We start from the raw sequence: 21,647 nt of genomic DNA, 5'->3' as shown, positions 1-21,647 counted from the left end.
CGGTGTCACAGGCGCCGGTTAGGGTGCCTCATGGCCTTGATCCCCGAGAAGCTCCGACTCGCCGTCACCCGCACGAGCGGCGCGGACGCCGCCCCCGACTGGGTCGTCCTCGACCTCCACGGCAGCTACCCCACGCACGCGCCCGCCGGTACGGCCGCCGCGCTGCTTCAGCGCGACGACACCTTCGAGGCGCTCACCGAGCGGCTGGACAAGCTGGCCAAGGCCGACTGGCTCGCGGGCGTGCTCGTCCGCGTCGGTGAGCTGCAGGTCGGGCTGAGCACGGCGCGGGCGCTGGGCGCGGCGCTGGGCCGGCTCGCCGCCCGCAAGCGCGTCGTCGGCTACGTCCCTCAGGTCTCGATGCGCAGCCTCCTCGTCACCGCGCAGGCGAGCGAGGTCGTCGTGCCGGAGTCGGCCGAGGTCTCGCTGCCCGGCTTCGCGGCCGAGCAGGTCTTCCTCGGGGCGTTCCTCGCCAAGCACGGCGTCAGCTTCGAGAACCTGCGCATCCGCGAGTACAAGTCCGCGCTCACGGCCTTCTCCGAGGACCGCATGGACGAGTACGAGCGGGAGCAGCTCACCGCATACCTCGACTCCGCCGAGCGCACGTGGCTCGCCGAGGTCGCCGACGGCGCGGAGGCGGGCGCGGTCCTCGGTGCCGGCTTCACGAGCGCGGAGGAGCTGCTCGCCGCCGGGCTCGTCACCCGCATCGCCTACGACGACGAGATCGTCACCGTCGTCGACCAGCACTGGCCCCGCGCCCTCGAGCTGCTCCTGCCCGACTTCTCCGTGCGCAGGGCCGCGAGGAAGGCCGACGGCGTGGCGGTCGTGCCCGTCGTCGGCGCCATAGTCTCGGGCAGGTCGCGCAGCACCCCGCCGCTGCCTCTCGTCCCCGGCCCCACCGCCGGTTCGGAGACCGTCGTCACCGCGCTGCGCAGGGCCGAGCGCGACGAGCACGTCAAGGCCGTCGTCCTGTGGGTCGACTCCCCGGGCGGCTCCGCACTCGCGTCCGACGTCATCGGCCGCGCCGTGGCGCGCTGCACCAAGCCCGTGGTCGCCGTCATGGGGGAGGTCGCCGCGTCCGGCGGCTACTACGTCCTCACTCACGCCGACCACGTCGTCGCCGGTCCGTACACGATCACCGGGAGCATCGGCGTCGTCGTCGGCAAGCCCGTGCTCGCCCAGCTCGACGAGCGCCACGGCCTCAACCCGGAGTCCGTGGGCCGGGAGGCCGCGCTCTTCGCCAGCCCGCACCGACCCTTCACCGCGGAGCAGCGGGCGTGGGCGGAGAAGATGATGGAGGAGGTCTACGCGCGCTTCGTCGACCGCGTCGCCACCGGCCGCAGCCTCAGCCGGGAGCGCGTCGACGAGATCGGGCGGGGACGGATCTGGAGCGGCCAGGACGCCGCGGGCATCGGCCTGGTCGACGAGCTGGGCGACCTGCACGCCGGCATCGCCGCCGCGCGCCGGCTGGCGGGCCTGGGGGAGGACGCACCCGTGCGCACCGTGCCCGCGGGCCTCACGCTGCCGGGTCTGCCGAGCTTCGCCACGCAGCCGGCCGGAGCCGTGGAGCGGCTGTGGCCCTTCGGCTCGGAGAAGGTCCTCACCTGGTTCGACCGCTCCGTCCGGATCCGCTGAGAGGGTGACGGTCATGAGACAGAAGTCGACGTGGGCCGCTCTGCTGAGCGGCGTCCTCGTGGCGAACAGCGCGCCGCACCTGGCCAGCGCGGTCGCCGGCCGGCGCCACCTCACGCCCCTTGCGGGCCGGGACTCCTCGCCGGCGGTCAACGGCGCGTGGGGGGCGGCCAACCTCGCCGGCGGGCTGCTGCTCCTGCGGCGTGCGGCGGGAGCGCCGTCGCCGTCACGCTGGGACGAGCGGCTGCCCTGGTTCGAGGCGGGCGCCGCGGCGTTCAGCGTGTGGATGGCGGGCTCGGAGATCGTCCTGCGGGTCAACACCCCCCGGGCTGTCGACACCGGCCACCCTCGGTCGTCCAGAGGGTGAGAGCGCCGGAGAGCCGACGGCGCCGACGCTGATCCGCACCCAAGTCCCACCGGAGGGCTGCTGCGCGACAGGTGTCCCGGCGTGTCGTCGGCGCGTCGCGGACTTCGGTGCAGATCACCGACACCACGTGCCGGGCGGCGCGGGCGCGGCTCAGCGGCCGGGACGGCCCTTCCGCGGCCCGGGACCGCCCCGACGGCGGGCGCCACCCGCTCCGCGACCCCGCCCGGGCCCGGGGCGCTTGGCCTCCGGGCGCGCGTCGGCGGGCCGCGCGTCAGGCTGGCGCGAGCTGCGCTCGGTGCGGCCCCGGACGATCCCGACGAAGGTCTCCACCCGTGGGTCCTCGTTGTCCACGCGCCAGGCGAGGCCCACCTGCGTGGTGGCCACCCCGGTGACCGGGACGGCACGCACGTCCTTGCGCTGGTGCAGGCGCGCCACCGACATCGGCAGGACGACGATCCCGGCGCCGCTCGCCGCGACCTCCACCGCCTGGGCCACCGTCATGGGCGGCGGCTCCACCCGGCGGCCCTCGCGCACCTCCTCGGCGACGGCGGCCCACTCGGGGCAGGCAGCAGCGTCCTGGAGGAGGTGCTCGGCGGCGAGGTCGGCGACGTCCACCTCGTCGAAGGCGGTGACCGGGTGGTCCTTGGCGGCGACGACGACCGGCACCTCCTCGTAGAGCGGGATGAGGTGCAGTCCGTCACGGTCCAGCGGGAGCCGCACGAAGCACATGTCCACCTCGCCCTCGACGAGGAGGCGCCGCTGGTCCTCGGGCTCGACGAGCCGCGGCGCCAGCGGGGAGTCGGGAAGCCGCTGCTCCCACCGGGTGAACCACTTGCCCGGGCTGACGCCGGGCACGAAGCCGACGCGGAAGGGCTCGGCCATGGCTGCTCCTCGGGGGACGGGTGGGGTGGCGCGGGTCGAGACTATCGGCCGATACCATCCAGCAATGGCCAAGCCGCAGATGCTCAAGCCCCTGACCGCCGCTCGCAAGCTCGGGGTGCTCCTCTCCGCGACCCCGCCGGAGTTCCAGGAGAGCGACATCTCCCGCGACGAGCTCAACGCCCTGCAGGCGGACCCGCCGGAGTGGCTGCGCGACCTGCGCCGCAAGGGTCCCCACCCGCGCCAGGAGGTCGCCCGCCGGCTCGGTGTGTCCACCTCCGGCCTGGCCCGGGCGGGCGTCACGGACCCGCTCACCACGGACGAGATCAAGGCGCTTCTCGACGAGCCGCCCACCTGGCTCAACGAGGAGCGCGTCACCCTCAACCGGGTGCGCGCCGAGGAGGCCCGCCTCGCCGAGCGCCGCGCCGCCGAGGGGACCGACGCCGGCTGAGCTCAGGCGTCCCAGCGGAAGGCGCGGGTGGCGAGCACACCACCGAGCACCGCCCAGGCCGCGAGGACGACGAGGGCGACGACGTCGACCGTCCCGTCGGTGAGCAGCGTCCGCAGCGCCTCACCGAGCGCTCCGGGGGGGAGGAACGCCAGCACGGCGGCGACGGCGCCGGGCAGCATGTCGAGCGGGAGCACGAGCCCGCCGCCGACGACCATGAGGACGAAGAGCAGGTTCGCGATCGCGAGCACCGCCTCGGGCCGCAGCGTCCCGCCCACGAGCAGGGCGAAGGTGACGAACACCCCGGTCCCCAGCACCATGAGCGCCAGCGCTCCGAGCAGCTGGACGACGTCGAGGCCGCCGGGCCGCCACCCCACCGCCAGCCCGATGGCGCCGAGCAGCACCGTCTGGACGACGAGGACGACGAGCACCGCCCCGAGCTTGCCCGCGAGCAGCCCTCGCGGCCCGAGCGGCGTCGTCGCGAGCATGCGCAGCACACCCCACCGCCGGTCGAACGCCACGGCGATCGCCTGGGAGGTGAAGGACGAGGCCACCGCCATCGCCAGGGCACTGCCCATCGCGGCGTGCGCCCGCGGCCCGGGCAGCGGCACGAGGTCGGTCGAGGCGAGGGCGACGAGCGCGATGGCGGGCAGCAGCAGCGTGAGGAGGAGCTGCTCCCCGTTGCGCAGGACGGCAAGGGTCTCGAACCGGGTCTGCGCGAGGACCCGGCGGCTGGTCGCGCTCACGCCGCGTCCGCCCGCAGCTCTCGGCCGGTGAGGGAGAGGAACGCGTCCTCCAGGGTGGGCCGGGTGAGGGCGACCTCGGCCGCCCCGTGGCCGGTGTCGGCGAGGGCACGGGCGACGACGGCGAGGACCGCCGCGTCCATCCGCGTACCGCGCACGACGACGCCGCCCGCCTCCGCGCACGTGTCCAGACCCGCGTGCTGGGCGAGCGCGGCGGCGAGGTCCGCCGCGAGCGTCGCGGCTGAGGTGCCCGGCGGGGGAGCGATGCGCACGTGCGGGGCGCCGCGCAGCTCGGCGGGGCGACCGGCGGCGACGCTGGCGCCGCGGTCGACCACGACGACGTGGTCGGCCAGCTCCTCCACCTCCGACATGAGGTGGGTGGTGAGCACCATCGACGTGCCGGCCGCGCGCAGCTCCCGAACGAGGTCCCACACGGCCAGCCGGGCCTGCGGGTCCAGGCCCGCGGTCGGCTCGTCGAGGAAGACGAGCTCGGGCTCCCCGACGATCGCGCACGCCAGGGCCAGGCGCTGACGCTGCCCGCCGGACAGGTGCCGGACCCGGGTGCGGGCCACCGTCGTCAGCCCGAGCCGCTCGAGGAGCGGGCCGGCGGCCTCGGGACGGTCGTGGAGGCTCGCGACGTGCCGCAGCACCGCCCCGGCGTGCGGGGCCATGGGCAGCCCGCCCTCCTGGAGCATGACGCCCACCCGGTGGCGAAGCTCGGCGGCGTTCTCGGGGCGCGTCCGGTCCAGACCGAGCACCTCGACCCGTCCGCCGTCGGGGCGGCGCAGGCCCTCGCAGCACTCGATCGTCGTCGTCTTCCCCGCACCGTTGGGACCGAGGACGGCGGTCAGCTCCCCGCGCGCGGCCCGCAGGCTCAGCCCGGAGACCACGTCCCGGTCGCCGTAGCGCTTGCGCAGGCCGTCGACGAGGAGGGCGGGGGAGTCCGTCAGCACGCGGCCCAGCCTAACCGCGCGGCGGCGGGCCTCCGGGGTCGGGAGCCGGGGGCGTGAGAACCCCCACGGTGAGGTTTGCCTTGCTTGCCGGGAAGCATTTCGGCAACGAGACTGTTCCCTAATGTGACGGTGCGCCTCTGGCGCGCCTCCCACCGCCGGAGTGAGAAGGAGGAGCGAGCCGTGAGCGAGACCAGCGTCGAGTCAGCGACGCAGGACCGCGTGCTCCGCCTCGTCGTCGAGCACGGGCCCGTCAGCGCCGCCGAGCTCGCCCGCCTCCTCACCCTCACCCCGGCAGGCGTGCGGCGCCACATCGCCGCCCTCGAGCGCGACGAGCGCATCGTCGTCCACGAGCCCTCCGGCCCCGGCCAGCGCCGTCGCGGGCGGCCCGCGCGCTACTACGTCGCCACCGACGCCGGCCGCTCGGGCCTGTCCCACGCCTACTCCGACCTCGCCACGCACGCGCTGCAGTTCATCGGTGACGTCGCGGGCCCCGACGCCGTCGACCACTTCGCCAACCAGCGGGTCAGCGGCCTGGAGGAGCGCTACGCGCCCGTCGTCGAGGCAGCCGGGGAGGACGTCGCCGACCGCGCGCGTGCCCTGGCCGGTGCGCTCACCCAGGACGGCTACGCGGCGACCGTGCGCTCCGTGGGACCGCGCGGCCTGGCGGTCCAGCTGTGCCAGGGCAACTGCCCGGTGCTGGCCGTCGCCGAGTCCTACCACCAGCTCTGCGACGCCGAGACACGCGCGTTCTCCCGCCTCCTCGGCGTCCACGTCCAGCGGCTGGCTACGCTGGCCGGCGGCGAGCACGTGTGCACCACCCACATCCCCACGACCGTCCCGACCGGCCGCCCCAGCACCACCCCGTCACCGCACGGTGACGAGACGGAAGGAATCTGATGACGAGTACGACCGACACCCCCATGACCCAGGACGAGACGATCGCCTCGATTGGGAACTACCGGTTCGGGTGGCACGACAAGGACGACGCCGGCGCGACCGCTCGGCGCGGCCTCAACGAGGACGTCGTGCGCAACATCTCCGAGCTGAAGGACGAGCCGGAGTGGATGCTCAAGCGCCGCATGCGCGCGCTCAGCCTCTTCGACAAGAAGCCCATGCCGAACTGGGGCGCCGACCTGTCGGACATCGACTTCGACAACATCAAGTACTTCGTGCGGTCGACCGAGAAGCAGGCCACCAGCTGGGAGGACCTGCCCGAGGACATCAAGAACACCTACGACCGCCTGGGCATCCCGGAGGCCGAGAAGCAGCGCCTCGTCGCGGGCGTCGCCGCCCAGTACGAGTCCGAGGTCGTCTACCACCAGATCCGCGAGGACCTCGAGGCCCAGGGCGTGCTGTTCCTGGACACCGACACGGCGCTCAAGGAGCACCCGGAGATCTTCGAGGAGTACTTCGGGACCGTCATCCCCTCCGGTGACAACAAGTTCGCCGCGCTCAACACCGCGGTGTGGTCCGGCGGCTCCTTCGTCTACGTGCCCAAGGGCGTCCACGTCGAGATCCCGCTCCAGGCCTACTTCCGCATCAACACCGAGAACATGGGCCAGTTCGAGCGGACGCTGATCATCGCCGACGAGGGCTCCTACGTGCACTACGTCGAGGGCTGCACCGCCCCCATCTACCAGAGCGACTCGCTGCACTCGGCCGTCGTGGAGATCATCGTCAAGAAGGACGCCCGCGTCCGCTACACGACGATCCAGAACTGGTCGAACAACGTCTACAACCTCGTCACCAAGCGGGCGACCGTCGAGCAGGGCGGCACCATGGAGTGGATCGACGGGAACATCGGCTCCAAGGTGACGATGAAGTACCCGGCCGTCTACCTCATGGGTGAGCACGCCAAGGGCGAGACCTTGTCCATCGCCTTCGCCGGCGAGGGCCAGCACCAGGACACCGGCTCGAAGATGGTCCACATGGCGCCGCACACGTCGTCCTCGATCGTCTCCAAGTCCGTGGCCCGCGGCGGTGGCCGCGCCTCCTACCGCGGCCTGGTCCAGGTCCTCGAGGGTGCGACCCAGTCGAAGTCCACGGTCCTGTGCGACGCGCTGCTCGTCGACCTCGTCTCCCGCTCGGACACCTACCCGTACGTCGACGTCCGCGTCGACGACGTCGAGATGGGCCACGAGGCCACCGTCTCCAAGGTGAGCGCCGACCAGCTCTTCTACCTCATGTCGCGCGGCATGGAGGAGCCGGAGGCCATGGCGATGATCGTCCGCGGCTTCGTCGAGCCGATCGCGCGTGAGCTGCCGATGGAGTACGCACTCGAGCTCAACCGCCTCATCGAGCTGCAGATGGAAGGGGCGGTGGGCTGATGACCGCGACGACCGACACGACCAAGGGGACGACGAACAACCAGATGAAGACCGACCACTCCCGCGCCTCCACGGACGCCGCCCACACCCACGGTGGCGGCGTCGTCCCGGAGGCCTCCCGCGCCGACCGCGCCACCTCCTTCGAGCTGTCCGACTTCCCCGTGCCCACCGGGCGCGAGGAGGACTGGCGCTTCACGCCCGTCGACCGCCTCCAGCGGTTCTTCGCCGGTGAGCTCGACGGTGCGGCCCCGGACGTCACCGTCGAGGCCGCCGAGGGTGTCACCGTCGAGCGCGTGGGCCGTGACGACTCCCGCCTCGGCCGGGTCGGGGCACCCGGTGACCGCACCGCGGCCGCCGCGTGGGCCTCCTTCACCGAGGCGCTCGTCCTCACCGTGCCGCGGAACCACGTCGCTGCCGCACCCACGATGGTCACCGTGACCGGGACCGGCGCCGACGGCGTCGCGGCCCAGCACGTCCTCCTGCGTGCCGAGGAGAGCAGCGAGGCGATCGTCGTCCTCGACCACCGCGGCAGCGCCAGCCTCGCCCAGACCGTCGAGGTCGACGTCGCGGACAACGCCCGCCTCACGGTCGTCTCCGTGCAGGACTGGGAGGACGGCGCGCTCCACCTCTCGGCGCACCGCTCCCGCGTGGGCCGGGACGCCTCGCTCAAGCACATCGTCGTCACCCTCGGCGGCGACGTCGTGCGCGTGACCCCGGACGCCGCCTTCGCCGGCCCCGGCGGGAACGTCGAGATGCTCGGCCTGTACTTCGCCGACGCCGGCCAGCACCAGGAGCACCGCCTCTTCGTCGACCACAACGAGCCGAACTGCGTCTCGCGGGTCACCTACAAGGGTGCGCTCCAGGGGAAGGACGCCCACTCCGTGTGGATCGGTGACGTCCTCATCCGCGTCGCCGCCGAGGGCACCGACACCTACGAGCTCAACCGCAACCTCGTCCTCACCGAGGGCGCGCGCGCGGACTCCGTGCCCAACCTCGAGATCGAGACCGGGGAGATCGAGGGGGCCGGGCACGCCAGCGCCACCGGTCGCTTCGACGACGAGCAGCTGTTCTACCTGCGCTCGCGCGGTGTCCCGGAGGCCGAGGCCCGCCGCCTCGTCGTCCGCGGCTTCTTCGCCGAGCTCATCGCCCAGATCGGCGTCCCCGTCGTCTCCGAGCGCCTCATGGAGGCCATCGAGGCCGAGCTCGACCGCACGATGGAGCACGCCACGGCATGAGCGCCCAGTACGTCTGCGACACCGGCGACCTCGAGCCCGGTGAGGCGATGCGCACCGACATCGAGGACGCCGACGGCCGGCCCGTGCCGGTCGCGGTCGTCCGCGACAACGACGGTCGGTACCACGCGATCTCCGACACCTGCTCCCACGGTCAGGTGAGCCTCTCGGACGGGGAGGTGGAGGACGGCGCGATCGAGTGCTGGCTCCACGGCTCCAGCTTCGACCTGCGCACCGGCAAGCCGCTGAGCCTGCCGGCCACCCAGCCCGTGCCCGTCTACCCCGTCACCGTCCAGGGCGACTCCGTGCTCGTCGACGTCACCACGACCGTCGCAGCCAACGCCTGACCCCCCGAACTTGAAGGAAGAGAACCTGAATGTCCACGCTTGAGATCAAGAACCTCCACGTCAACGTCGAGACCAACGACGGCCCGAAGCAGATCCTCAAGGGCGCGACCCTCACCATCAACAGCGGTGAGATCCACGCCATCATGGGCCCCAACGGCTCGGGCAAGTCGACCCTCGCCTACGCCATCGCCGGCCACCCCAAGTACGAGGTCACCGACGGCGAGATCCTCCTCGACGGCGAGGACGTCCTGGAGATGAGCGTCGACGAGCGCGCCCGCGCCGGCCTGTTCCTCGCCATGCAGTACCCGGTCGAGGTCCCCGGCGTCACCGTCTCCAACTTCCTGCGCACCGCCAAGACCGCCGTCGACGGCGAGGCCCCCGCCCTGCGGACCTGGGTCAAGGACGTCAACGCGGCCATGGACAAGCTGAAGATGGACCCGGTCTTCGCCCAGCGCGACGTGAACGCCGGCTTCTCCGGCGGTGAGAAGAAGCGTCACGAGATCCTCCAGATGGAGCTCCTGCGCCCGAAGTTCGCCGTCCTGGACGAGACCGACTCCGGCCTCGACGTCGACGCGCTGCGCATCGTCGCCGAGGGCGTCAACCGCGTCCACGGCGAGACCGACGCCGGTTTCCTCCTCATCACCCACTACACGCGGGTGCTGCAGTACATCAAGCCCGACTACGTCCACGTGTTCGTGGGCGGCCGCGTCGCCGAGGAGGGTGGCCCCGAGCTGGCCGACCGCCTCGAGGCCGAGGGCTACGACAAGTACGTGACGGCCGCGGTCTGAGCCGCACCGGAAGGACAGAGATGAGTGCACCGGTCACCACCGGCTCGGGCGCGTTGAGCGCGGCCGAGCTGGCGGCCGTGCGCGCCGACTTCCCGATCCTGGGCAGGACGACTCGTAGCGGCCGGCCGCTGGTCTACCTCGACTCGGCGGCCACCTCCCAGAAGCCCCAGTGCGTCATCGACGCCGAGCAGGACTTCTACGAGCAGCGCAACGCCGCGGTCCACCGTGGCGCGCACCAGCTCGCCGAGGAGGCCACCGAGGCCTACGAGCAGGCCCGGTCGGCCGTCGCGGCCTTCGTCGGTGTCGACACCGACGAGATCGTGTGGACGAAGAACGCCACCGAGGGGATCAACCTCGTCGCGTACGCCATGTCCAACGCGAGCCTCGGCCGCGGCGGGGACCGCGCGGTGGAGCGCTTCGCGCTGCGCGCCGGTGACGAGATCGTCGTCACCGAGGCCGAGCACCACGCCAACCTCGTGCCGTGGCAGGAGCTGTGCGCCCGCACCGGTGCCACCCTGCGCTGGATCGGGCTGACCGACGAGGGACGGCTCGACGCCGACACCTTCGACGTCATCGGTGAGCGCACCCGGCTCGTCGCCCTGACGCACGCCTCCAACGTCACCGGCGCGGTCAGCCCGGTGGCGGAGATCGTGCGCCGGGCGCGCGCGGCCGGTGCCCTCGTCCTGCTCGACGCCTGCCAGAGCGTGCCCCACCTCCCGGTGGACCTCCGCGCCCTGGACGTCGACTTCGCCGTCTTCTCCGGCCACAAGATGCTCGGGCCCACCGGCGTGGGCGCGCTCTACGGGCGGCGCGAGCTGCTCAACGAGATGCCCCCGTTCCTCACCGGCGGCTCGATGGTCCAGGTCGTCACCATGGAGGGCACCACCTACGCCGACGCCCCGCAGCGCTTCGAGGCGGGGACCCAGATGGTGTCCCAGACCGTGGGGCTGCGCGCCGCGGTCGACTACCTCGCCGAGCTGGGGATGGACGCCGTCGCCGCCCACGAGCACATGCTCACCGAGCGGCTGCTCGCCGGCATCTCCTCGGTGCCCGGTGTGCGGGTGCTGGGCCCGCAGGACGCGGCGGACCGGCTCGCCGTCGTCGCCTTCTCCGTCGACGGCGTGCACCCGCACGACGTCGGCCAGGTCCTCGACAACGCGGGCGTCGCCGTCCGCGTGGGGCACCACTGCGCCCAGCCGGTGCACCAGCGGCTCGGGGTGCACGCCTCGGCCCGCGCGTCCGCGTCCATCTACACCACCGAGCAGGAGATCGACGTCTTCGTCGAGGAGCTCGGCAAGGTGCGTCACTTCTTCGGAGTCGATCATGGCTGACCCGATGGAACAGCTCTACCAGCAGGTCATCCTCGACCACTCCCGTGCCCGGCACGGGGCGGGCGAGCTCGACCCCTACGACGCCGAGTCCTTCCAGGTGAACCCCACCTGCGGGGACCAGGTCACCCTGCGGGTGCGCCTGGCCCACGACGACGCCGGCCCCCGGGTCGACGAGGTCGGCTGGGTCGGTCAGGGCTGCTCGATCTCCCAGGCCTCGCTGTCGGTGCTCAACGACCTCGTCGTGGGCCGCACCGTCCACGAGGTCGACACGCTCAACGAGACCTTCCGCGAGCTCATGCACGGCCGCGGGGTCGAGCTGCCCGAGGAGAAGCAGGACACGCTGGGGGACGCGAGCGCGTTCACCGGGGTGGCGAAGTACCCGGCGCGCATCAAGTGCGCCCTGCTCGGGTGGATGGCGCTGCGTGACGCCCTCGCCCACGCACTGACCAGCGCGCCCGCCACACAGGAGGAGGACCGATGAGTGACACCCAGACCAACCCGTCCCCGACGACGGCTGCGGACGTCGAGGAGGCGATGCGGGACGTCATCGACCCCGAGCTCGGCATCAACGTCGTCGACCTCGGGCTCGTCTACGGCGTGACCGTGGACCAGCACAACAACGCGGTCATCGACATGACGCTCACCTCGGCGGCCTGCCCGCTGACCGACGTCATCGAGGACCAGTCCGCCCAGGCCCTGGACGGCCTCGTCAACGACATGCGGATCAACTGGGTCTGGATGCCGCCGTGGGGCCCGGAGAAGATCACCCCCGACGGCCGCGAGCAGCTGCGCGCCCTCGGCTTTAACGTCTGAGTTTCTTGGCAGTTTTCCGCTGATCGGCAGATCAGCGGAAAACGCTGCCTGACCTGCGACGACAGTGTTTTCCGTCGGGGACCCAGGTGGACCGGAGGGCCCTCTCAGGGCACTTCATTCCCCCACAGTTCCCCCACGGATCTCGGTCCGTCTGCGCAGGTCGGAGCGCAGATCGTCGGTGCTGTCGGGTGTGCGATTCCCCCCCACAGGAGGTCCCGGCGGGACACCTGATGGGTGGAGGCACACCCATGACCGAGAGGCAGAAACGAAAGCGGACCTTCGGCGAGCTCGAGCGGCGCAAGAGCCAGCAGGCTGGCGCGGTCACCAGTTGGCGCGCGCGCTACACCGGGCCCGACCTGAAGCGTCACTCGCGCAACTTCGGCGACAAGATGGCCGCCGAGGCCTGGCTCAACGCCGAGCGACTGCTGATCGACCGCGACCTGTGGACCCCACCGCGCGAGCGGGAACGCAGCGCCTGGCTGGATGCCCAGCGCGGGATCACGTTCGCCGAGTGGGCGGAACGGTCGATCGCCGGCAAGCAGCTGCGCCCCTCGACCCGCTATCGGTACGAGCGAACGCTGCGTAAACGAGTGCTGCCCGATCTCGGCGACATCCCGCTGCGCGACCTGTCGCGGTTAGACATTTCCAACTGGTACACGAAGATGCGGGCGCAGCTCGCCGCCGAGGCCAGGACCGCACAGCGGAAGGGCGAAGGCCGTGGCGCGGCGTTCTCCGCCTACCAGGTCCTGTCCTCGGTGCTGAACGACGCCGTGGACCACGAACTGCTCGAGACCTCGCCGGCTCGCGTCAAGGGGGCACTGCGATACGACGCCGTCCACGAACCCGTGGTGCTGACACCAGAGCAAATGTGGAGGTTGCACGAGCTGATGCCGGACTACCTGGCAGCGCTGGTGCCGCTCGCGGCGACAACTGGGCTCCGTCACGGCGAGCTCCGGGCGCTGCAGCGCCGGCACCTGCACCTGGACGACCCGGCGCGCGCCGTCGTTCAGGTACGGGGGACCGCGGCCAACAATAGGGCCAGTGGACGGTTCAACGAGATCGGAGATCCGAAGACGAAGGCATCCAAGCGGGACGTTGCCATCCCCTCGTTCGTCGTGCCGATCCTGCAAGAGCACCTCGAGAAGCATGCGCAGCCCGGTGACGACGGCTTCGTCTTCGTCGGGCGAAAAGGCGCATTGCTGCACGCGTCCGTCGTCGAGTCGAACTGGCGGTCCGTGCGCAAGCAGGTGGGGCTGGCCGACCTGCACATCCACGATCTGCGGCACACGGCCCTGACGTGGGCCGCGCGCTCGGGTGCGACGCTGGCTGAGCTCATGGCAATCGCGGGCCACAAGAACCCCACCATCGCGCTGCGATATCAGCACATCGGCGACGAGGAACGTCGCCACGCCATCGCGGAGAAGGTCGGGGCCGCCTTCACCGACGAGCTCGCCCAACGGCGTGCTCGGCGTACGACTGGCGACGGGGCTGCGCAGTCGCTGGCCTCAGGCGGACAGGAGAGGCCCGAAGGGGCAGGGCGCACACCTCCGACATGACGGACCGAGAGTGCCGTCCACATCACCAGGAGGCCCACATGAGCGCGAATCGACCGGCGACCACGCGGGTGCCGAGCGGCAAGCTCGTCGCACTCGCCGACGCCGCAGCAGAGTTCAGCGTCTGCACTAAGACGATCCGGCGACGCATCGCCGACGGCACCATCACCGGGTACAAGGTCGGCCGCGTCATCCGGGTTGATCTTGAGGAGCTCCGCCGTTCACTCGTCATCACCATTCCTACGGCCCGGTAGACGCGGTGCGCGGCAGCTCAGTCTGACAGCAAGGGCCAGCGCCCCGCCGTCGGGCGCTGGCCCCATGCGTCTCTAGTGTTCGGGTCCGGAGCGGCCAGGCTCCTGCGAGCTGCGTGATGGCGGTCAGCGTCCCTTACCTCCGCGGGCGCTGGTTGACGTTACGTGTCGTCCTCACCGCTCGAGCCCGGTGTGGCGGTGGACACTGCGGGGGTGGGGGTGTGGCGCCGGGTGCGCTGCCTGACGGTCGCGCTGGCGGATGGGCTCGCCGACGGGCGGCCGCTGGGGTCGACGATGGATGGTGTCTGGCGTGTAGGCCAGACCGGCGCGGAGTGCTTCGGCAGTGACGTTGCTGAGCGCTTCGGCCAGGTCGCGGCCGAGTCGGTCGGGTGCGCTGGAGATGGTGACGGCGGCGGGTCCCCAGGCTAGGGGGTCGGCGCCAACCGTGCCGAGCACCTGGCTGATGTTGTTCTCGAAGTAGGTGTTGATCTCCACGTCGCGGTCATCGACGTGGATGGTCGTGGTGCGCTCGAAGTCCTGCGAGCGGCTGCTCTCCCCGTCGGGCCGGTGCCTTAGGACAAGCAGGTCGGTGGGCGAGTCCAGGCCGGGGAGCCTGCGGTGGGCGCCGGCCGGGAGGCGGACCGCGCCGAGCAGGTCGGCGACCGGGTGCAGGTGGCGGCGCGCTTCGGGGAACGGTTGGTCCATCAGGTCGTGGGAGGCGAGGAGGATTGTGTACCCGCCGGAGCGGGTGAGTGTTGCCAGAGTGAGGGCGAGCTGGGCTTGGACGGTGCGCCGTACGATGACGTGCCCGGGGTCTTGGAGACGCACGTCGTTGTAGGGCAGGGACGCGATCACGACGTCGAACCGGTCGTGCGCCTTCGGGAGCCGCAGCTGCACCAGGAACTGAGTGCTCGGGGTGCGGGTATCGGTGATGTCCGCGACCACGGACGCGGGCGAGGAGCCGTCGGTGTGCGGCAGCCCGATGAAGGTCGCGGCGTCGTCACCGAGGGCCAGCACCCGGCCCTCGGTGAAGCCCAGATCGCGGAGCATGGTCCACAGGTGGGTCGCGATGATCCGGTGCGCGGGCTGGGCGGAGGTCGTGGTGTGGTCCTCGAGTGCGAGGTGGTCAGCTTCCAGGCGCAGGGCGTGCGGGTCGTTCGCGTCGTCGCGGTAGGCCTCCCCGGTCATCACACACCTCGCCTTTTCTCGCCGGTGTGGGCCGCGCCTGCCCTGGTGATGCGGCGGGAGTCGAGGTCGGCGGCGACGAATGCCGCGAAGTCGGCCTGCCGGTCGGTGATGGACTTCTCCTCGGCCGGGGCCACGGCGGGCTCGCCGGGCCAGGAGGTGGCGCGTGTGGGCCGGTCGCGGTCCAGGCGGGTGCCTGAGGTGGCGACCCACTCGCGCAGGCGTTCGCGGGCGTCGGCGAAATCGGCGTGCCAGGCGAGCGGTCCTGAGCCGGAGCTGCCGAGTTCGTAGCACGCCAACCGGTGGGTGTGGAGGGCGGAGAGCTCCTCCACCAGCTCGGGATGGCGGTGCCACAGGGGCGGGACCACGGTCGGTGGCAGCCCGTAGGTAGTGCGCAGCCAGGTGACGAACTCATCCAACGCCCGCCACCGAGCCTCGGCCTGGTCCGCGGTCAGCGTCCGCCACTCGACGGGCTCGACCGGTCCGTCCCAGTCACCCAAGCCGCGGAGGTGGTCGAGGCCATCGGTCAGTTCGGACTCGAATACCGCGAGCTGCCCGTCAGAGAAGGCTCCTGCGGGCCCGTCGACCGGCTCGGAGTCGAACTGCCAGGGCACCTCGCCGTCCATGATCACAACCCGATCCCTTGGCCGGTCGCGGTGCCCGAGCGCGGCGCGGTCGAATACGTTGCGCCGGCTGGCGGTGTCGTGGGCGCGCGCTGTGCGTCGTTGGGCGGCGGGGCTGTAGTACTGGCCGCGGCCTGGTCGAGCTGGTGAGGAGTCTGCCGTGGGGTGACGGGGGTGCGGTTGACGTCATAGGCGGTACGCGCCAGGTCGTGCCCGATCTTGCGGGCGACGAACACCTCGGAGGGCCGGGCGGGCGGCTCGGCGGGTCGGGTGTCGACGTACCCGTGGGCGACGAACTGGTCGCCCTTGCGGAACCGTGCCGCGGCGCGCTCGGCAGTCTTGCCGAAGATCAGGAGGTCGTGGAACGTGTTGTCGAGCTTGGTGAAGGTTCCGTCCTGTTCGCGGCGCCAGTGCTCGACTCCGGCGCGGAAGTGGACGCGGGTGATGCCGGAGCCGGTGAACGAGACGTCCGCGTCGCTGGCGATGAATCCCGCCAGGGACTGCTGCACTGGGATGGTCATGATGGACCGGTCCTCATGTCGGGCGGGGCCCTCTGTTTGGGAGACCGCTTCGACAAACAGGTGTGCGACGTTCGACACCCGGCCCTTCTAGGTTGGAGTCGTGGCCTCACGAGCATCCAGTGATGAGCATTATGTGATCGATCTGTGCGATGCAGTGCTCGGCGAGAAAGGGCTTCGCCAGCACCGCTTCCCTTGGCTCCTAGGAGATCCGTCTCCAAAGACGGGGCGCCAGGTCGCTCTACCGGTCGATGCGTACTGGCCCAGCCTCGACCTCGTCGTGGAGTTCCATGAGCGTCAGCACGACGAGGCCGTGGTGTTCTTCGATAAGCCGGAGCGGCTTACCGTCTCTGGAGTACATCGCGGACTGCAACGGGCGCTTTACGACGAGCGTCGACGTGAGCTCGTTCCCCAGCACGGGTTGACGTTGGTGATCGTCACACTCGACGCCTTCGAGAGCCGACGAGGAAAGATCGTGCGGCGCCCTGCTGAAGATCGACTCGCCATCGCCTCCCTGCTCGACCCTGTCCACCGCCGAGGCTAGGCCCGGCGCAGGGTCTGTTCGATCGCCGCGCGGTCGGCGGCGAGCTGTTTGGCGTCCGGGCGGCTGGTCCATGCGTGGAGGTCGGTGACAAGTGGGGGAGCGGAGCGTAGGAGGACGAGGGCTGTGCCAAAGGGCAGCATCCGGATGGTCTCAGGGGGCATGACGGGGACGCGGCGCACGGATCGTTGGACGGATCGGGAACCGTGGTCGCCGGTGGAGAGGGAGTGGGTGATTTCGTCGCGTTCGCCGAGGAGGGCGGAGACGTCCTGGAGGTCTTTGGCGACTGAGGCTCCGCCGAGGACGACTTTGACGATGGAGGCGTCCCAGATCGCTCCGGCGTTGTGGTCACCCCACCTGGCGCGGGCTTGGGACAGGGACTGCAGGACGGGCATGGTGGTGATCCCGGTGCCGCCGCCTTCGGCCATGAGCACGGGAAGGGACGGCAAGGGGGAGAGGTTGCCGATCTCGTCGAGCGCGAGGAGCAGTGGAGGGTCCAGCCGGGCACCTGGTGAGGCGGCGGCCAGCGTCCGGGCGGTCTCGACGAGGTCCTCGAGGAACGCGGCGACCAGCGACCAGGACGCGGAGGCGCCGGCTCCGGTGGACAGCAGGTACATCGTGCCGTTGTCGCGCAGGAATGTGGCGGGGTCGAACGACTCGCCGGGCCCGGGGGAGACGGCGTCCATGACGCGCGGGTCCGCTAGGCACGTCAGTGCGAGGGAGACGCCCATCCAGATGGAGTCCCGGGTGCGGGGGTCGGAGTGGATGGTCGATTCCAGCGACTCGGCCCAGCCGGGTGCGGCGAGGGGCTGGGAGGACAAGATGGCGACGGCGTCGGCCGCGGCCGAGGGGGACAGGGACCAGGCGAACAGGTCGCGCGGTGAGCAGTGTCCGAGGGCGGCGGCGTGTAGGAGGGCTTGCAGGGCGGTGCGGGTCTTGCCTTCCCAGAACCCGCCGGACTCGACCCCGCCGGTGGACAGTCCGGTGGCCGAGCTGAACCCGGTGGCGCGGATCATCGCCGTGAGCGGGTTCTCACACCCCCGCACCGGTGACCAGCGCAGCCCTGTCGGCAGTCCTTCGGCCAGGTGCTGGGGATCGAAGACGGCGACCGGGCCGCGCCGCTCGCGGGCCTTCATGGTGGCGGTGAGGTTGTCCGGGCGGGTGGAGGTGGTGATGACGGCCCCGGGCGCGTCGAGGATCGAGTTGATGACCAGGTGCAAGCCCTTCCCGGACCTGGGAGGGCCGAGCACGAGCACGGAGTCCTCCACCGAGGCCCACACGTCTCGCCCCTTGGAGGAACCGAGCAGATAGCCGACGTCGGACGGCGCGGGCTTGCTCAGCGAGGGCCGCAGCGCTCGGGAGCGGGCTAGCAGGGCCCTGGTGGATGCCGCCTTGGCGACATCGCGGCGGGTGGCGGTTCCCACGAGCCGGTGCGGGTCGCGCGAGACGCTGGTCCTGTCGCGGCGGGACAGGCGCCACACCGCCCAGGCCGTCGCGCCGAGGCAGGTGAGCAGGACGCCAACTACCGCCCAGTACAGCACCGGGTTCAATCCGGGTGCGTCAAGGGCGGAGCCGGGGTCCTGGGGGGAGAGCAGCACTCCGATCCCCGCCGCGAGGCCCGACGTCGGTGGGTCGATGCCGGTGATGTAGGCGGCGGCCGTGCCGGCCACCCGCAAAAGGGCGGCGATGGCGACGGCCGCGACGAGGACGATCAGCCCGACGTTGGTCAGCTCATCGCCGCCGCGGGGCGAGGACGGGATGCTCACGCCACACCCTCGGCGAGCACATCCGCGGCGGGGTCGTGGACCACCAGGGTGCCCGAGGTGCGGCCGAGCAGCACAAGCGTCGACGGAAGCCGCTCTAGGAGCGGGGTGGGCAGTGGGAGGTCGGCCCGGCCGTCCGCGTCGGCCTCACGGGTAGCGACGACGACGGCGATGCACACCTGCTCACCGGGCAGGAATCCCTGACCGACGATCCCGAACGGAGCCTCGAGAAAGGGCCCTGCCTCCGACCGTGGGACCGGGGCCGCGCCCACGACCGGGTGGGGGCTGGGGAAGGGGTCTGGTTCGCAGATCTGGGTGTATATCCCCCCTTCGGGGTTGACCGCGACGACGTGCACGGCCTCGCCGAGCTCGAGCGCGACCAGGCGGCCCACGTCCCGGGGGTCCCGCGCGTTGATCGGCACCGGTGCTTCGGGCAGTTCGTACGGCTTGCCGTACACCGTCACCGTCGGGGTCCAGTCTGGCTGGTAGTCGATGCGCACCTTGGTCAGCATGGTCTGTGGGTCGTTGCGGTTCATCGGGTCACCACCGTCGTTCGTGTGCTGGGTCCGCGCCGTCTGGCCGGCCGAGTGGTCTCGCGCTCTGGCGCGGCACGCTGGTTGCGGGCAGCGGTGATGCCGGGCGGCTCACCGTTGCTGATCTGGTGGGTGTTGAGCGCATCGAGGATCGCGGCCGCGGTCTTGCGGGCGCGTTCCGCCGTGGCCGTGACGACGTCGAACACGGTTCTGTCCGGGACCGAGCTGGCCCACGACGTCACGTACGGCACCGAGTACTGCGAGGTGTCCAGGCCGTGCGCGGCGCCGATCATCAGGGCGACCGCCTCGGCCTCGACCTCGACGATGCCGCGGTGGGCGCGCGCGTCGGCCGCCCCTGGGGAGTGGAGCCGCACATGACCCAGCTCGTGCGCCAACGTCTTTACCTGCGCGGCGTCGTCCATGTCGCCGCGGACGGTCACGGTCCTGGCAAGGTAGTCAGTCATGCCGTTCGCCCCCGCGATGCCGGCCGATGTCGGGACTCGCAGGAGCGCGTACCCGTCGCCTGCAACCTGTGCGGCCAGCCCGTCCCACAGTCCCTCCGGCGCCTCACCGCGCAGGAGTTGTGGCATCGGTTGTTGCGGGATCGGGTCGCCCTCGGTTTGGGTCACGTCCCACACGTAGACGGGCTTAGTGCCCTTGAGACGCTCTCGCACGACCTCGCCCGGCTCGGGCCGCTCACCGCGGGCCAGGGGCCTCCACGGCCCGCCCGCGGGGTTGTCGGTGGCGTACCTCGACGTGACCGGAGCCAAGATCACGTAACCGGACTGCCCCTTCATCACCTGCCGGCCCAAGTGCTGCCACTGCTGATATCCGGCGACGAACGCCGGTTCCGGCGAGGGCACCCGCCCTGCCCGGTATGCCTCGTCGTGCTGGGCCATGATCAACAGCGTGTTGTTGAACGAGCGGGTGCGAAACCGCGCCGCAAACTCCATCGCCCGTCGGAAGCCGTCACCGCTGGCCATCGCCTCGACCGCGCCGGCGAGGCGCGTGTGCGCCTCCTCGAGCTTCGCATCCCGCGCCGCGGCCACGGCCCCAGCGTCCGCTTGAGTCCACCGTCCCATCCCGCACCTCCAGCCAGTGTTCGCTGGCTAGGTGCGGGATCGCCGCCACGCATCCCCCCAACCCAAGCGACGGCGCCTCAGAACACATATGCGCGGCCGGGTGCCTGCACGCGTCCTGACACTCACTCGGCGGCCCCATATAGGGCCCCATCACCGAACACTTCACCGGACGGTTCTGGCGGGACGAGCGCCATGGGGATCGGGGCTCGCGGCAGAGCAGCCGGGTGCAACACCGCTCGCGGTTCCTCTTACGGGAAGTCTTCAACGCGTCTCGCGTCAGAACGCGACGACCGCTCCTTGTGGGGTCTGGGAGGCGTCGGTGTCCGGCTCGGCGGCCTGGCCGAGGGCGGCGAGGTAGCGCTCGGCGTCCAGTGCGGCCGCGCACCCGGTGCCGGCGGCGGTGATGGCCTGGCGGTAGGTGTGGTCCACGGCGTCCCCGCACGCGAACACCCCCGGGAGGGTCGTGGCCGTGGATGGCGAGGTGACGACGATGTAGCCGTTCTCGTCGAGGTCGACCTGCCCGGCGAGCATGTTCGTGCGCGGCATGTGCCCGATGGCGACGAACACCCCGGTGGCGTCCAGCTGGCGCTCCTGGCCGGTGAGGGTGTCGCGCAGGGTGATGCCGGTGACCTTGTCGGTGCCGTGGATCGCGGTGACCTCGCTGTTCCAGGCGAAGTCGATCTTCGGGTTGGCCATGGCGCGGTCGGCCATGATCTTGGAGGCGCGCAGTTCCTCGCGGCGGTGGACGACGGTGACCTTGGAGGCGAATTTGGTGAGGAAGGTGGCCTCCTCCATCGCGGAGTCACCGCCGCCGACGACGATGATGTGCTGCTCGCGGAAGAAGAACCCGTCGCAGGTGGCGCAGTAGGACACTCCGCGGCCGGTCATCTCGCTCTCGCCGTCCAGGCCGAGCTCCTTGTAGGCCGAGCCGTTGGCCAGGATCACCGCCCGGGCCCGGTAGATGTGCCCCTCGGCGGTGGTCACGGTCTTGACATGGGCGGCGAGGTCGACGGAGGTGGCGTCGTCGTAGATGACGGTGGCGCCGAACTTCTCGGCCTGGGCCTGCATCTTGTCCATGAGCTCGGGGCCCATGACGCCCTCGGGGAACCCTGGGAAGTTCTCTACCTCGGTCGTGTTCATCAGCGCTCCACCGGCCGTGACGGCGCCGGCGATGATGACCGGGGCGAGGTTCGCGCGGGCGGCGTAGATCGCCGCGGTGTAGCCCGCCGGACCGGAACCGACGATGACCACTTCGTGCACGCGACCGGAGTCGGTCTGCTTGGCGGCGGGGGTGAGGCTGCTCAGCTCGATCATCGGGGGTCAGGCCTTCGCGGGGAGGAGCTCGGCCAGTAGGCCCTCGATGCGGCCGCGGATGTCGTCGCGGACCTGGCGGACGGTTTCGATGCCTTGGCCGGCGGGGTCGGTCAGCTCCCAGTCCTCGTAGCGCACACCGGGGAAGTAGGGACAGACGTCCCCGCAGCCCATGGTGATGACGACGTCGGAGGCTTCCACGGCGTCGGGGGTGAGGATCTTGGGCTTGTTGGCGGTGATGTCGATGCCGACTTCCTTCATCGCCTCGACGGCGACGGGGTTGATCTGGTCGGCTGGGGCGGACCCGGCGGAGCGGACCTCGACCTGCCCCTGGGACAGGGCGGTCATGAAGCCGGCGGCCATCTGGGAACGGCCGGCGTTGTGGACGCAGACGAACATGACGCTGGGACGCTGGGACACGGGGGTCTCC

Annotated in this window: 25 protein-coding genes; 14 read left to right on the top strand and 11 right to left on the bottom strand. The window is 71.3% G+C overall.

Annotation, left to right across the window (positions count from 1 at the left end; all coding sequences use genetic code 11):
• Positions 1 to 30: 30 nt before the first annotated feature.
• Both sppA and DSZ44_RS15355 read left to right on the top strand, forming a co-directional pair.
• Positions 31 to 1,632, top strand: coding sequence for a signal peptide peptidase SppA (gene sppA / locus DSZ44_RS15360; protein WP_110853503.1), 1,602 nt, complete (start codon positions 31 to 33; stop codon positions 1,630 to 1,632).
• 13 nt (positions 1,633 to 1,645) lie between these two features.
• On the top strand, positions 1,646 to 1,996 hold the full coding sequence (locus tag DSZ44_RS15355; RefSeq protein WP_110853502.1) for a hypothetical protein: 351 nt from the start codon (positions 1,646 to 1,648) through the stop codon (positions 1,994 to 1,996).
• A gap of 150 nt (positions 1,997 to 2,146) precedes the next feature.
• Here DSZ44_RS15355 and DSZ44_RS15350 read toward each other — a convergent pair whose 3' ends face one another.
• The gene (locus DSZ44_RS15350) at positions 2,147 to 2,878 is read right to left on the bottom strand and encodes a LysR substrate-binding domain-containing protein (RefSeq protein ID WP_110853501.1); all 732 of its coding nucleotides are present in this window, start codon (positions 2,876 to 2,878) and stop codon (positions 2,147 to 2,149) included.
• Between the two features lie 64 nt (positions 2,879 to 2,942).
• Here DSZ44_RS15350 and DSZ44_RS15345 point away from each other — a divergent pair, with 64 nt between their 5' ends.
• On the top strand, positions 2,943 to 3,326 hold the full coding sequence (locus DSZ44_RS15345) for a DUF5997 family protein (protein ID WP_110853500.1): 384 nt from the start codon (positions 2,943 to 2,945) through the stop codon (positions 3,324 to 3,326).
• Positions 3,327 to 3,328: 2 nt separating this feature from the next.
• Here the strand turns inward: DSZ44_RS15345 and DSZ44_RS15340 are convergent, their stop codons facing one another.
• Positions 3,329 to 4,069 carry an ABC transporter permease gene (locus DSZ44_RS15340; protein WP_110853499.1) on the bottom strand — a complete coding sequence of 247 codons (741 nt, stop codon included), beginning with the start codon at positions 4,067 to 4,069 and terminating at the stop codon, positions 3,329 to 3,331.
• Positions 4,066 to 5,016, bottom strand: a complete 951-nt coding sequence (locus DSZ44_RS15335; protein ID WP_110853545.1) for an ABC transporter ATP-binding protein — start codon at positions 5,014 to 5,016, stop codon at positions 4,066 to 4,068. Before DSZ44_RS15335 ends, DSZ44_RS15340 begins: the two co-directional genes overlap by 4 nt.
• A 183-nt stretch (positions 5,017 to 5,199) precedes the next feature.
• Here DSZ44_RS15335 and DSZ44_RS15330 point away from each other — a divergent pair, with 183 nt between their 5' ends.
• From DSZ44_RS15330 to DSZ44_RS15285, 10 genes are all read left to right on the top strand, one after another.
• Positions 5,200 to 5,916 carry a helix-turn-helix transcriptional regulator gene (locus DSZ44_RS15330; protein WP_110853544.1) on the top strand — a complete coding sequence of 239 codons (717 nt, stop codon included), beginning with the start codon at positions 5,200 to 5,202 and terminating at the stop codon, positions 5,914 to 5,916.
• Positions 5,916 to 7,346 carry a Fe-S cluster assembly protein SufB gene (sufB, locus tag DSZ44_RS15325; RefSeq protein ID WP_110853498.1) on the top strand — a complete coding sequence of 477 codons (1,431 nt, stop codon included), beginning with the start codon at positions 5,916 to 5,918 and terminating at the stop codon, positions 7,344 to 7,346. Before DSZ44_RS15330 ends, sufB begins: the two co-directional genes overlap by 1 nt.
• On the top strand, positions 7,346 to 8,581 hold the full coding sequence (sufD, locus tag DSZ44_RS15320; RefSeq protein WP_110853497.1) for a Fe-S cluster assembly protein SufD: 1,236 nt from the start codon (positions 7,346 to 7,348) through the stop codon (positions 8,579 to 8,581). The genes sufB and sufD overlap by 1 nt, the downstream gene beginning before the upstream one ends.
• Positions 8,578 to 8,925 (top strand): non-heme iron oxygenase ferredoxin subunit, encoded by a 348-nt coding sequence (locus DSZ44_RS15315; RefSeq protein ID WP_110853496.1) that lies wholly within the window; start codon positions 8,578 to 8,580, stop codon positions 8,923 to 8,925. The genes sufD and DSZ44_RS15315 overlap by 4 nt, the downstream gene beginning before the upstream one ends.
• 29 nt (positions 8,926 to 8,954) lie before the next feature.
• Entirely contained in the window at positions 8,955 to 9,713 is a 759-nt protein-coding gene (gene sufC, locus DSZ44_RS15310; RefSeq protein WP_110853495.1) for a Fe-S cluster assembly ATPase SufC, read from the top strand.
• Positions 9,714 to 9,733: 20 nt separating this feature from the next.
• On the top strand, positions 9,734 to 11,044 hold the full coding sequence (locus tag DSZ44_RS15305; protein WP_110853494.1) for a cysteine desulfurase: 1,311 nt from the start codon (positions 9,734 to 9,736) through the stop codon (positions 11,042 to 11,044).
• The gene (gene sufU, locus DSZ44_RS15300) at positions 11,037 to 11,525 is read left to right on the top strand and encodes a Fe-S cluster assembly sulfur transfer protein SufU (RefSeq protein ID WP_110853493.1); all 489 of its coding nucleotides are present in this window, start codon (positions 11,037 to 11,039) and stop codon (positions 11,523 to 11,525) included. The genes DSZ44_RS15305 and sufU overlap by 8 nt, the downstream gene beginning before the upstream one ends.
• Entirely contained in the window at positions 11,522 to 11,857 is a 336-nt protein-coding gene (locus tag DSZ44_RS15295; protein WP_110853492.1) for a metal-sulfur cluster assembly factor, read from the top strand. The genes sufU and DSZ44_RS15295 overlap by 4 nt, the downstream gene beginning before the upstream one ends.
• Before the next feature lie 248 nt (positions 11,858 to 12,105).
• On the top strand, positions 12,106 to 13,413 hold the full coding sequence (locus tag DSZ44_RS15290) for a site-specific integrase (RefSeq protein ID WP_181424677.1): 1,308 nt from the start codon (positions 12,106 to 12,108) through the stop codon (positions 13,411 to 13,413).
• A gap of 38 nt (positions 13,414 to 13,451) precedes the next feature.
• Positions 13,452 to 13,664: a helix-turn-helix domain-containing protein gene (locus tag DSZ44_RS15285; protein ID WP_110853490.1), complete on the top strand. Its 213-nt coding sequence runs from the start codon at positions 13,452 to 13,454 to the stop codon at positions 13,662 to 13,664.
• A 171-nt stretch (positions 13,665 to 13,835) separates the two neighbouring features.
• Here the strand turns inward: DSZ44_RS15285 and DSZ44_RS15280 are convergent, their stop codons facing one another.
• Genes DSZ44_RS15280 through DSZ44_RS15270 form a run of 3 tightly spaced genes read right to left on the bottom strand, consistent with a single transcriptional unit; the run spans position 13,836 to position 16,068 of the window.
• A complete protein-coding gene (locus DSZ44_RS15280) occupies positions 13,836 to 14,849 on the bottom strand; it encodes a hypothetical protein (RefSeq protein WP_110853489.1) in 1,014 nt (337 codons plus the stop codon).
• Positions 14,849 to 15,472 (bottom strand): hypothetical protein, encoded by a 624-nt coding sequence (locus tag DSZ44_RS15275; RefSeq protein ID WP_309146725.1) that lies wholly within the window; start codon positions 15,470 to 15,472, stop codon positions 14,849 to 14,851. The genes DSZ44_RS15280 and DSZ44_RS15275 overlap by 1 nt, the downstream gene beginning before the upstream one ends.
• A 2-nt stretch (positions 15,473 to 15,474) precedes the next feature.
• Positions 15,475 to 16,068, bottom strand: coding sequence for a single-stranded DNA-binding protein (locus DSZ44_RS15270; RefSeq protein ID WP_146237580.1), 594 nt, complete (start codon positions 16,066 to 16,068; stop codon positions 15,475 to 15,477).
• 22 nt (positions 16,069 to 16,090) lie between these two features.
• Between DSZ44_RS15270 and DSZ44_RS15265 the strand changes: the two genes are divergently transcribed.
• A complete protein-coding gene (locus tag DSZ44_RS15265) occupies positions 16,091 to 16,531 on the top strand; it encodes a hypothetical protein (RefSeq protein WP_181424676.1) in 441 nt (146 codons plus the stop codon).
• Here DSZ44_RS15265 and DSZ44_RS15260 read toward each other — a convergent pair.
• From DSZ44_RS15260 to DSZ44_RS15240, 5 genes are all read right to left on the bottom strand, one after another.
• A complete protein-coding gene (locus tag DSZ44_RS15260) occupies positions 16,528 to 18,294 on the bottom strand; it encodes a TraM recognition domain-containing protein (RefSeq protein ID WP_110853486.1) in 1,767 nt (588 codons plus the stop codon). The two genes, DSZ44_RS15265 and DSZ44_RS15260, sit on opposite strands and share 4 nt — an antisense overlap.
• Positions 18,291 to 18,827: a hypothetical protein gene (locus tag DSZ44_RS15255; RefSeq protein WP_110853485.1), complete on the bottom strand. Its 537-nt coding sequence runs from the start codon at positions 18,825 to 18,827 to the stop codon at positions 18,291 to 18,293. The genes DSZ44_RS15260 and DSZ44_RS15255 overlap by 4 nt, the downstream gene beginning before the upstream one ends.
• Positions 18,824 to 19,873 carry an ArdC-like ssDNA-binding domain-containing protein gene (locus tag DSZ44_RS15250; RefSeq protein WP_258369589.1) on the bottom strand — a complete coding sequence of 350 codons (1,050 nt, stop codon included), beginning with the start codon at positions 19,871 to 19,873 and terminating at the stop codon, positions 18,824 to 18,826. Before DSZ44_RS15250 ends, DSZ44_RS15255 begins: the two co-directional genes overlap by 4 nt.
• Positions 19,874 to 20,182: 309 nt before the next feature.
• On the bottom strand, positions 20,183 to 21,220 hold the full coding sequence (gene trxB / locus DSZ44_RS15245; protein WP_110853484.1) for a thioredoxin-disulfide reductase: 1,038 nt from the start codon (positions 21,218 to 21,220) through the stop codon (positions 20,183 to 20,185).
• Between the two features lie 6 nt (positions 21,221 to 21,226).
• The gene (locus DSZ44_RS15240) at positions 21,227 to 21,616 is read right to left on the bottom strand and encodes an arsenate reductase ArsC (RefSeq protein ID WP_110853543.1); all 390 of its coding nucleotides are present in this window, start codon (positions 21,614 to 21,616) and stop codon (positions 21,227 to 21,229) included.
• Between the last annotated feature and the right edge of the window lie 31 nt (positions 21,617 to 21,647).

Origin of the sequence: Georgenia satyanarayanai (assembly GCF_900116375.1) — a bacterium.
Classification (GTDB): domain Bacteria; phylum Actinomycetota; class Actinomycetes; order Actinomycetales; family Actinomycetaceae; genus Oceanitalea; species Oceanitalea nanhaiensis.
Note: the sequence above shows the minus strand (reverse complement) of the source record. Positions and strands in the feature narration are given on the sequence as shown.

What these genes read in the sequence shown, in the direction of transcription:
- DSZ44_RS15350 (WP_110853501.1), bottom strand. Translation starts at nt 2,878, where the DNA reads ATGGCCGAGCCCTTCCGCGTCGGCTTCGTGCCCGGCGTCAGCCCGGGC.
- sufU (WP_110853493.1), top strand. Translation starts at nt 11,037, where the DNA reads ATGGCTGACCCGATGGAACAGCTCTACCAGCAGGTCATCCTCGACCAC.
- DSZ44_RS15305 (WP_110853494.1), top strand. Translation starts at nt 9,734, where the DNA reads ATGAGTGCACCGGTCACCACCGGCTCGGGCGCGTTGAGCGCGGCCGAG.
- DSZ44_RS15240 (WP_110853543.1), bottom strand. Translation starts at nt 21,616, where the DNA reads ATGTTCGTCTGCGTCCACAACGCCGGCCGTTCCCAGATGGCCGCCGGC.
- sufC (WP_110853495.1), top strand. Translation starts at nt 8,955, where the DNA reads ATGTCCACGCTTGAGATCAAGAACCTCCACGTCAACGTCGAGACCAAC.
- DSZ44_RS15315 (WP_110853496.1), top strand. Translation starts at nt 8,578, where the DNA reads ATGAGCGCCCAGTACGTCTGCGACACCGGCGACCTCGAGCCCGGTGAG.
- DSZ44_RS15355 (WP_110853502.1), top strand. Translation starts at nt 1,646, where the DNA reads ATGAGACAGAAGTCGACGTGGGCCGCTCTGCTGAGCGGCGTCCTCGTG.
- DSZ44_RS15285 (WP_110853490.1), top strand. Translation starts at nt 13,452, where the DNA reads ATGAGCGCGAATCGACCGGCGACCACGCGGGTGCCGAGCGGCAAGCTC.
- DSZ44_RS15280 (WP_110853489.1), bottom strand. Translation starts at nt 14,849, where the DNA reads ATGACCGGGGAGGCCTACCGCGACGACGCGAACGACCCGCACGCCCTG.
- sppA (WP_110853503.1), top strand. Translation starts at nt 31, where the DNA reads ATGGCCTTGATCCCCGAGAAGCTCCGACTCGCCGTCACCCGCACGAGC.
- DSZ44_RS15255 (WP_110853485.1), bottom strand. Translation starts at nt 18,827, where the DNA reads ATGAACCGCAACGACCCACAGACCATGCTGACCAAGGTGCGCATCGAC.
- DSZ44_RS15295 (WP_110853492.1), top strand. Translation starts at nt 11,522, where the DNA reads ATGAGTGACACCCAGACCAACCCGTCCCCGACGACGGCTGCGGACGTC.
- trxB (WP_110853484.1), bottom strand. Translation starts at nt 21,220, where the DNA reads ATGATCGAGCTGAGCAGCCTCACCCCCGCCGCCAAGCAGACCGACTCC.
- sufD (WP_110853497.1), top strand. Translation starts at nt 7,346, where the DNA reads ATGACCGCGACGACCGACACGACCAAGGGGACGACGAACAACCAGATG.
- DSZ44_RS15345 (WP_110853500.1), top strand. Translation starts at nt 2,943, where the DNA reads ATGGCCAAGCCGCAGATGCTCAAGCCCCTGACCGCCGCTCGCAAGCTC.
- DSZ44_RS15290 (WP_181424677.1), top strand. Translation starts at nt 12,106, where the DNA reads ATGACCGAGAGGCAGAAACGAAAGCGGACCTTCGGCGAGCTCGAGCGG.
- DSZ44_RS15275 (WP_309146725.1), bottom strand. Translation starts at nt 15,472, where the DNA reads ATGGACGGCGAGGTGCCCTGGCAGTTCGACTCCGAGCCGGTCGACGGG.
- sufB (WP_110853498.1), top strand. Translation starts at nt 5,916, where the DNA reads ATGACGAGTACGACCGACACCCCCATGACCCAGGACGAGACGATCGCC.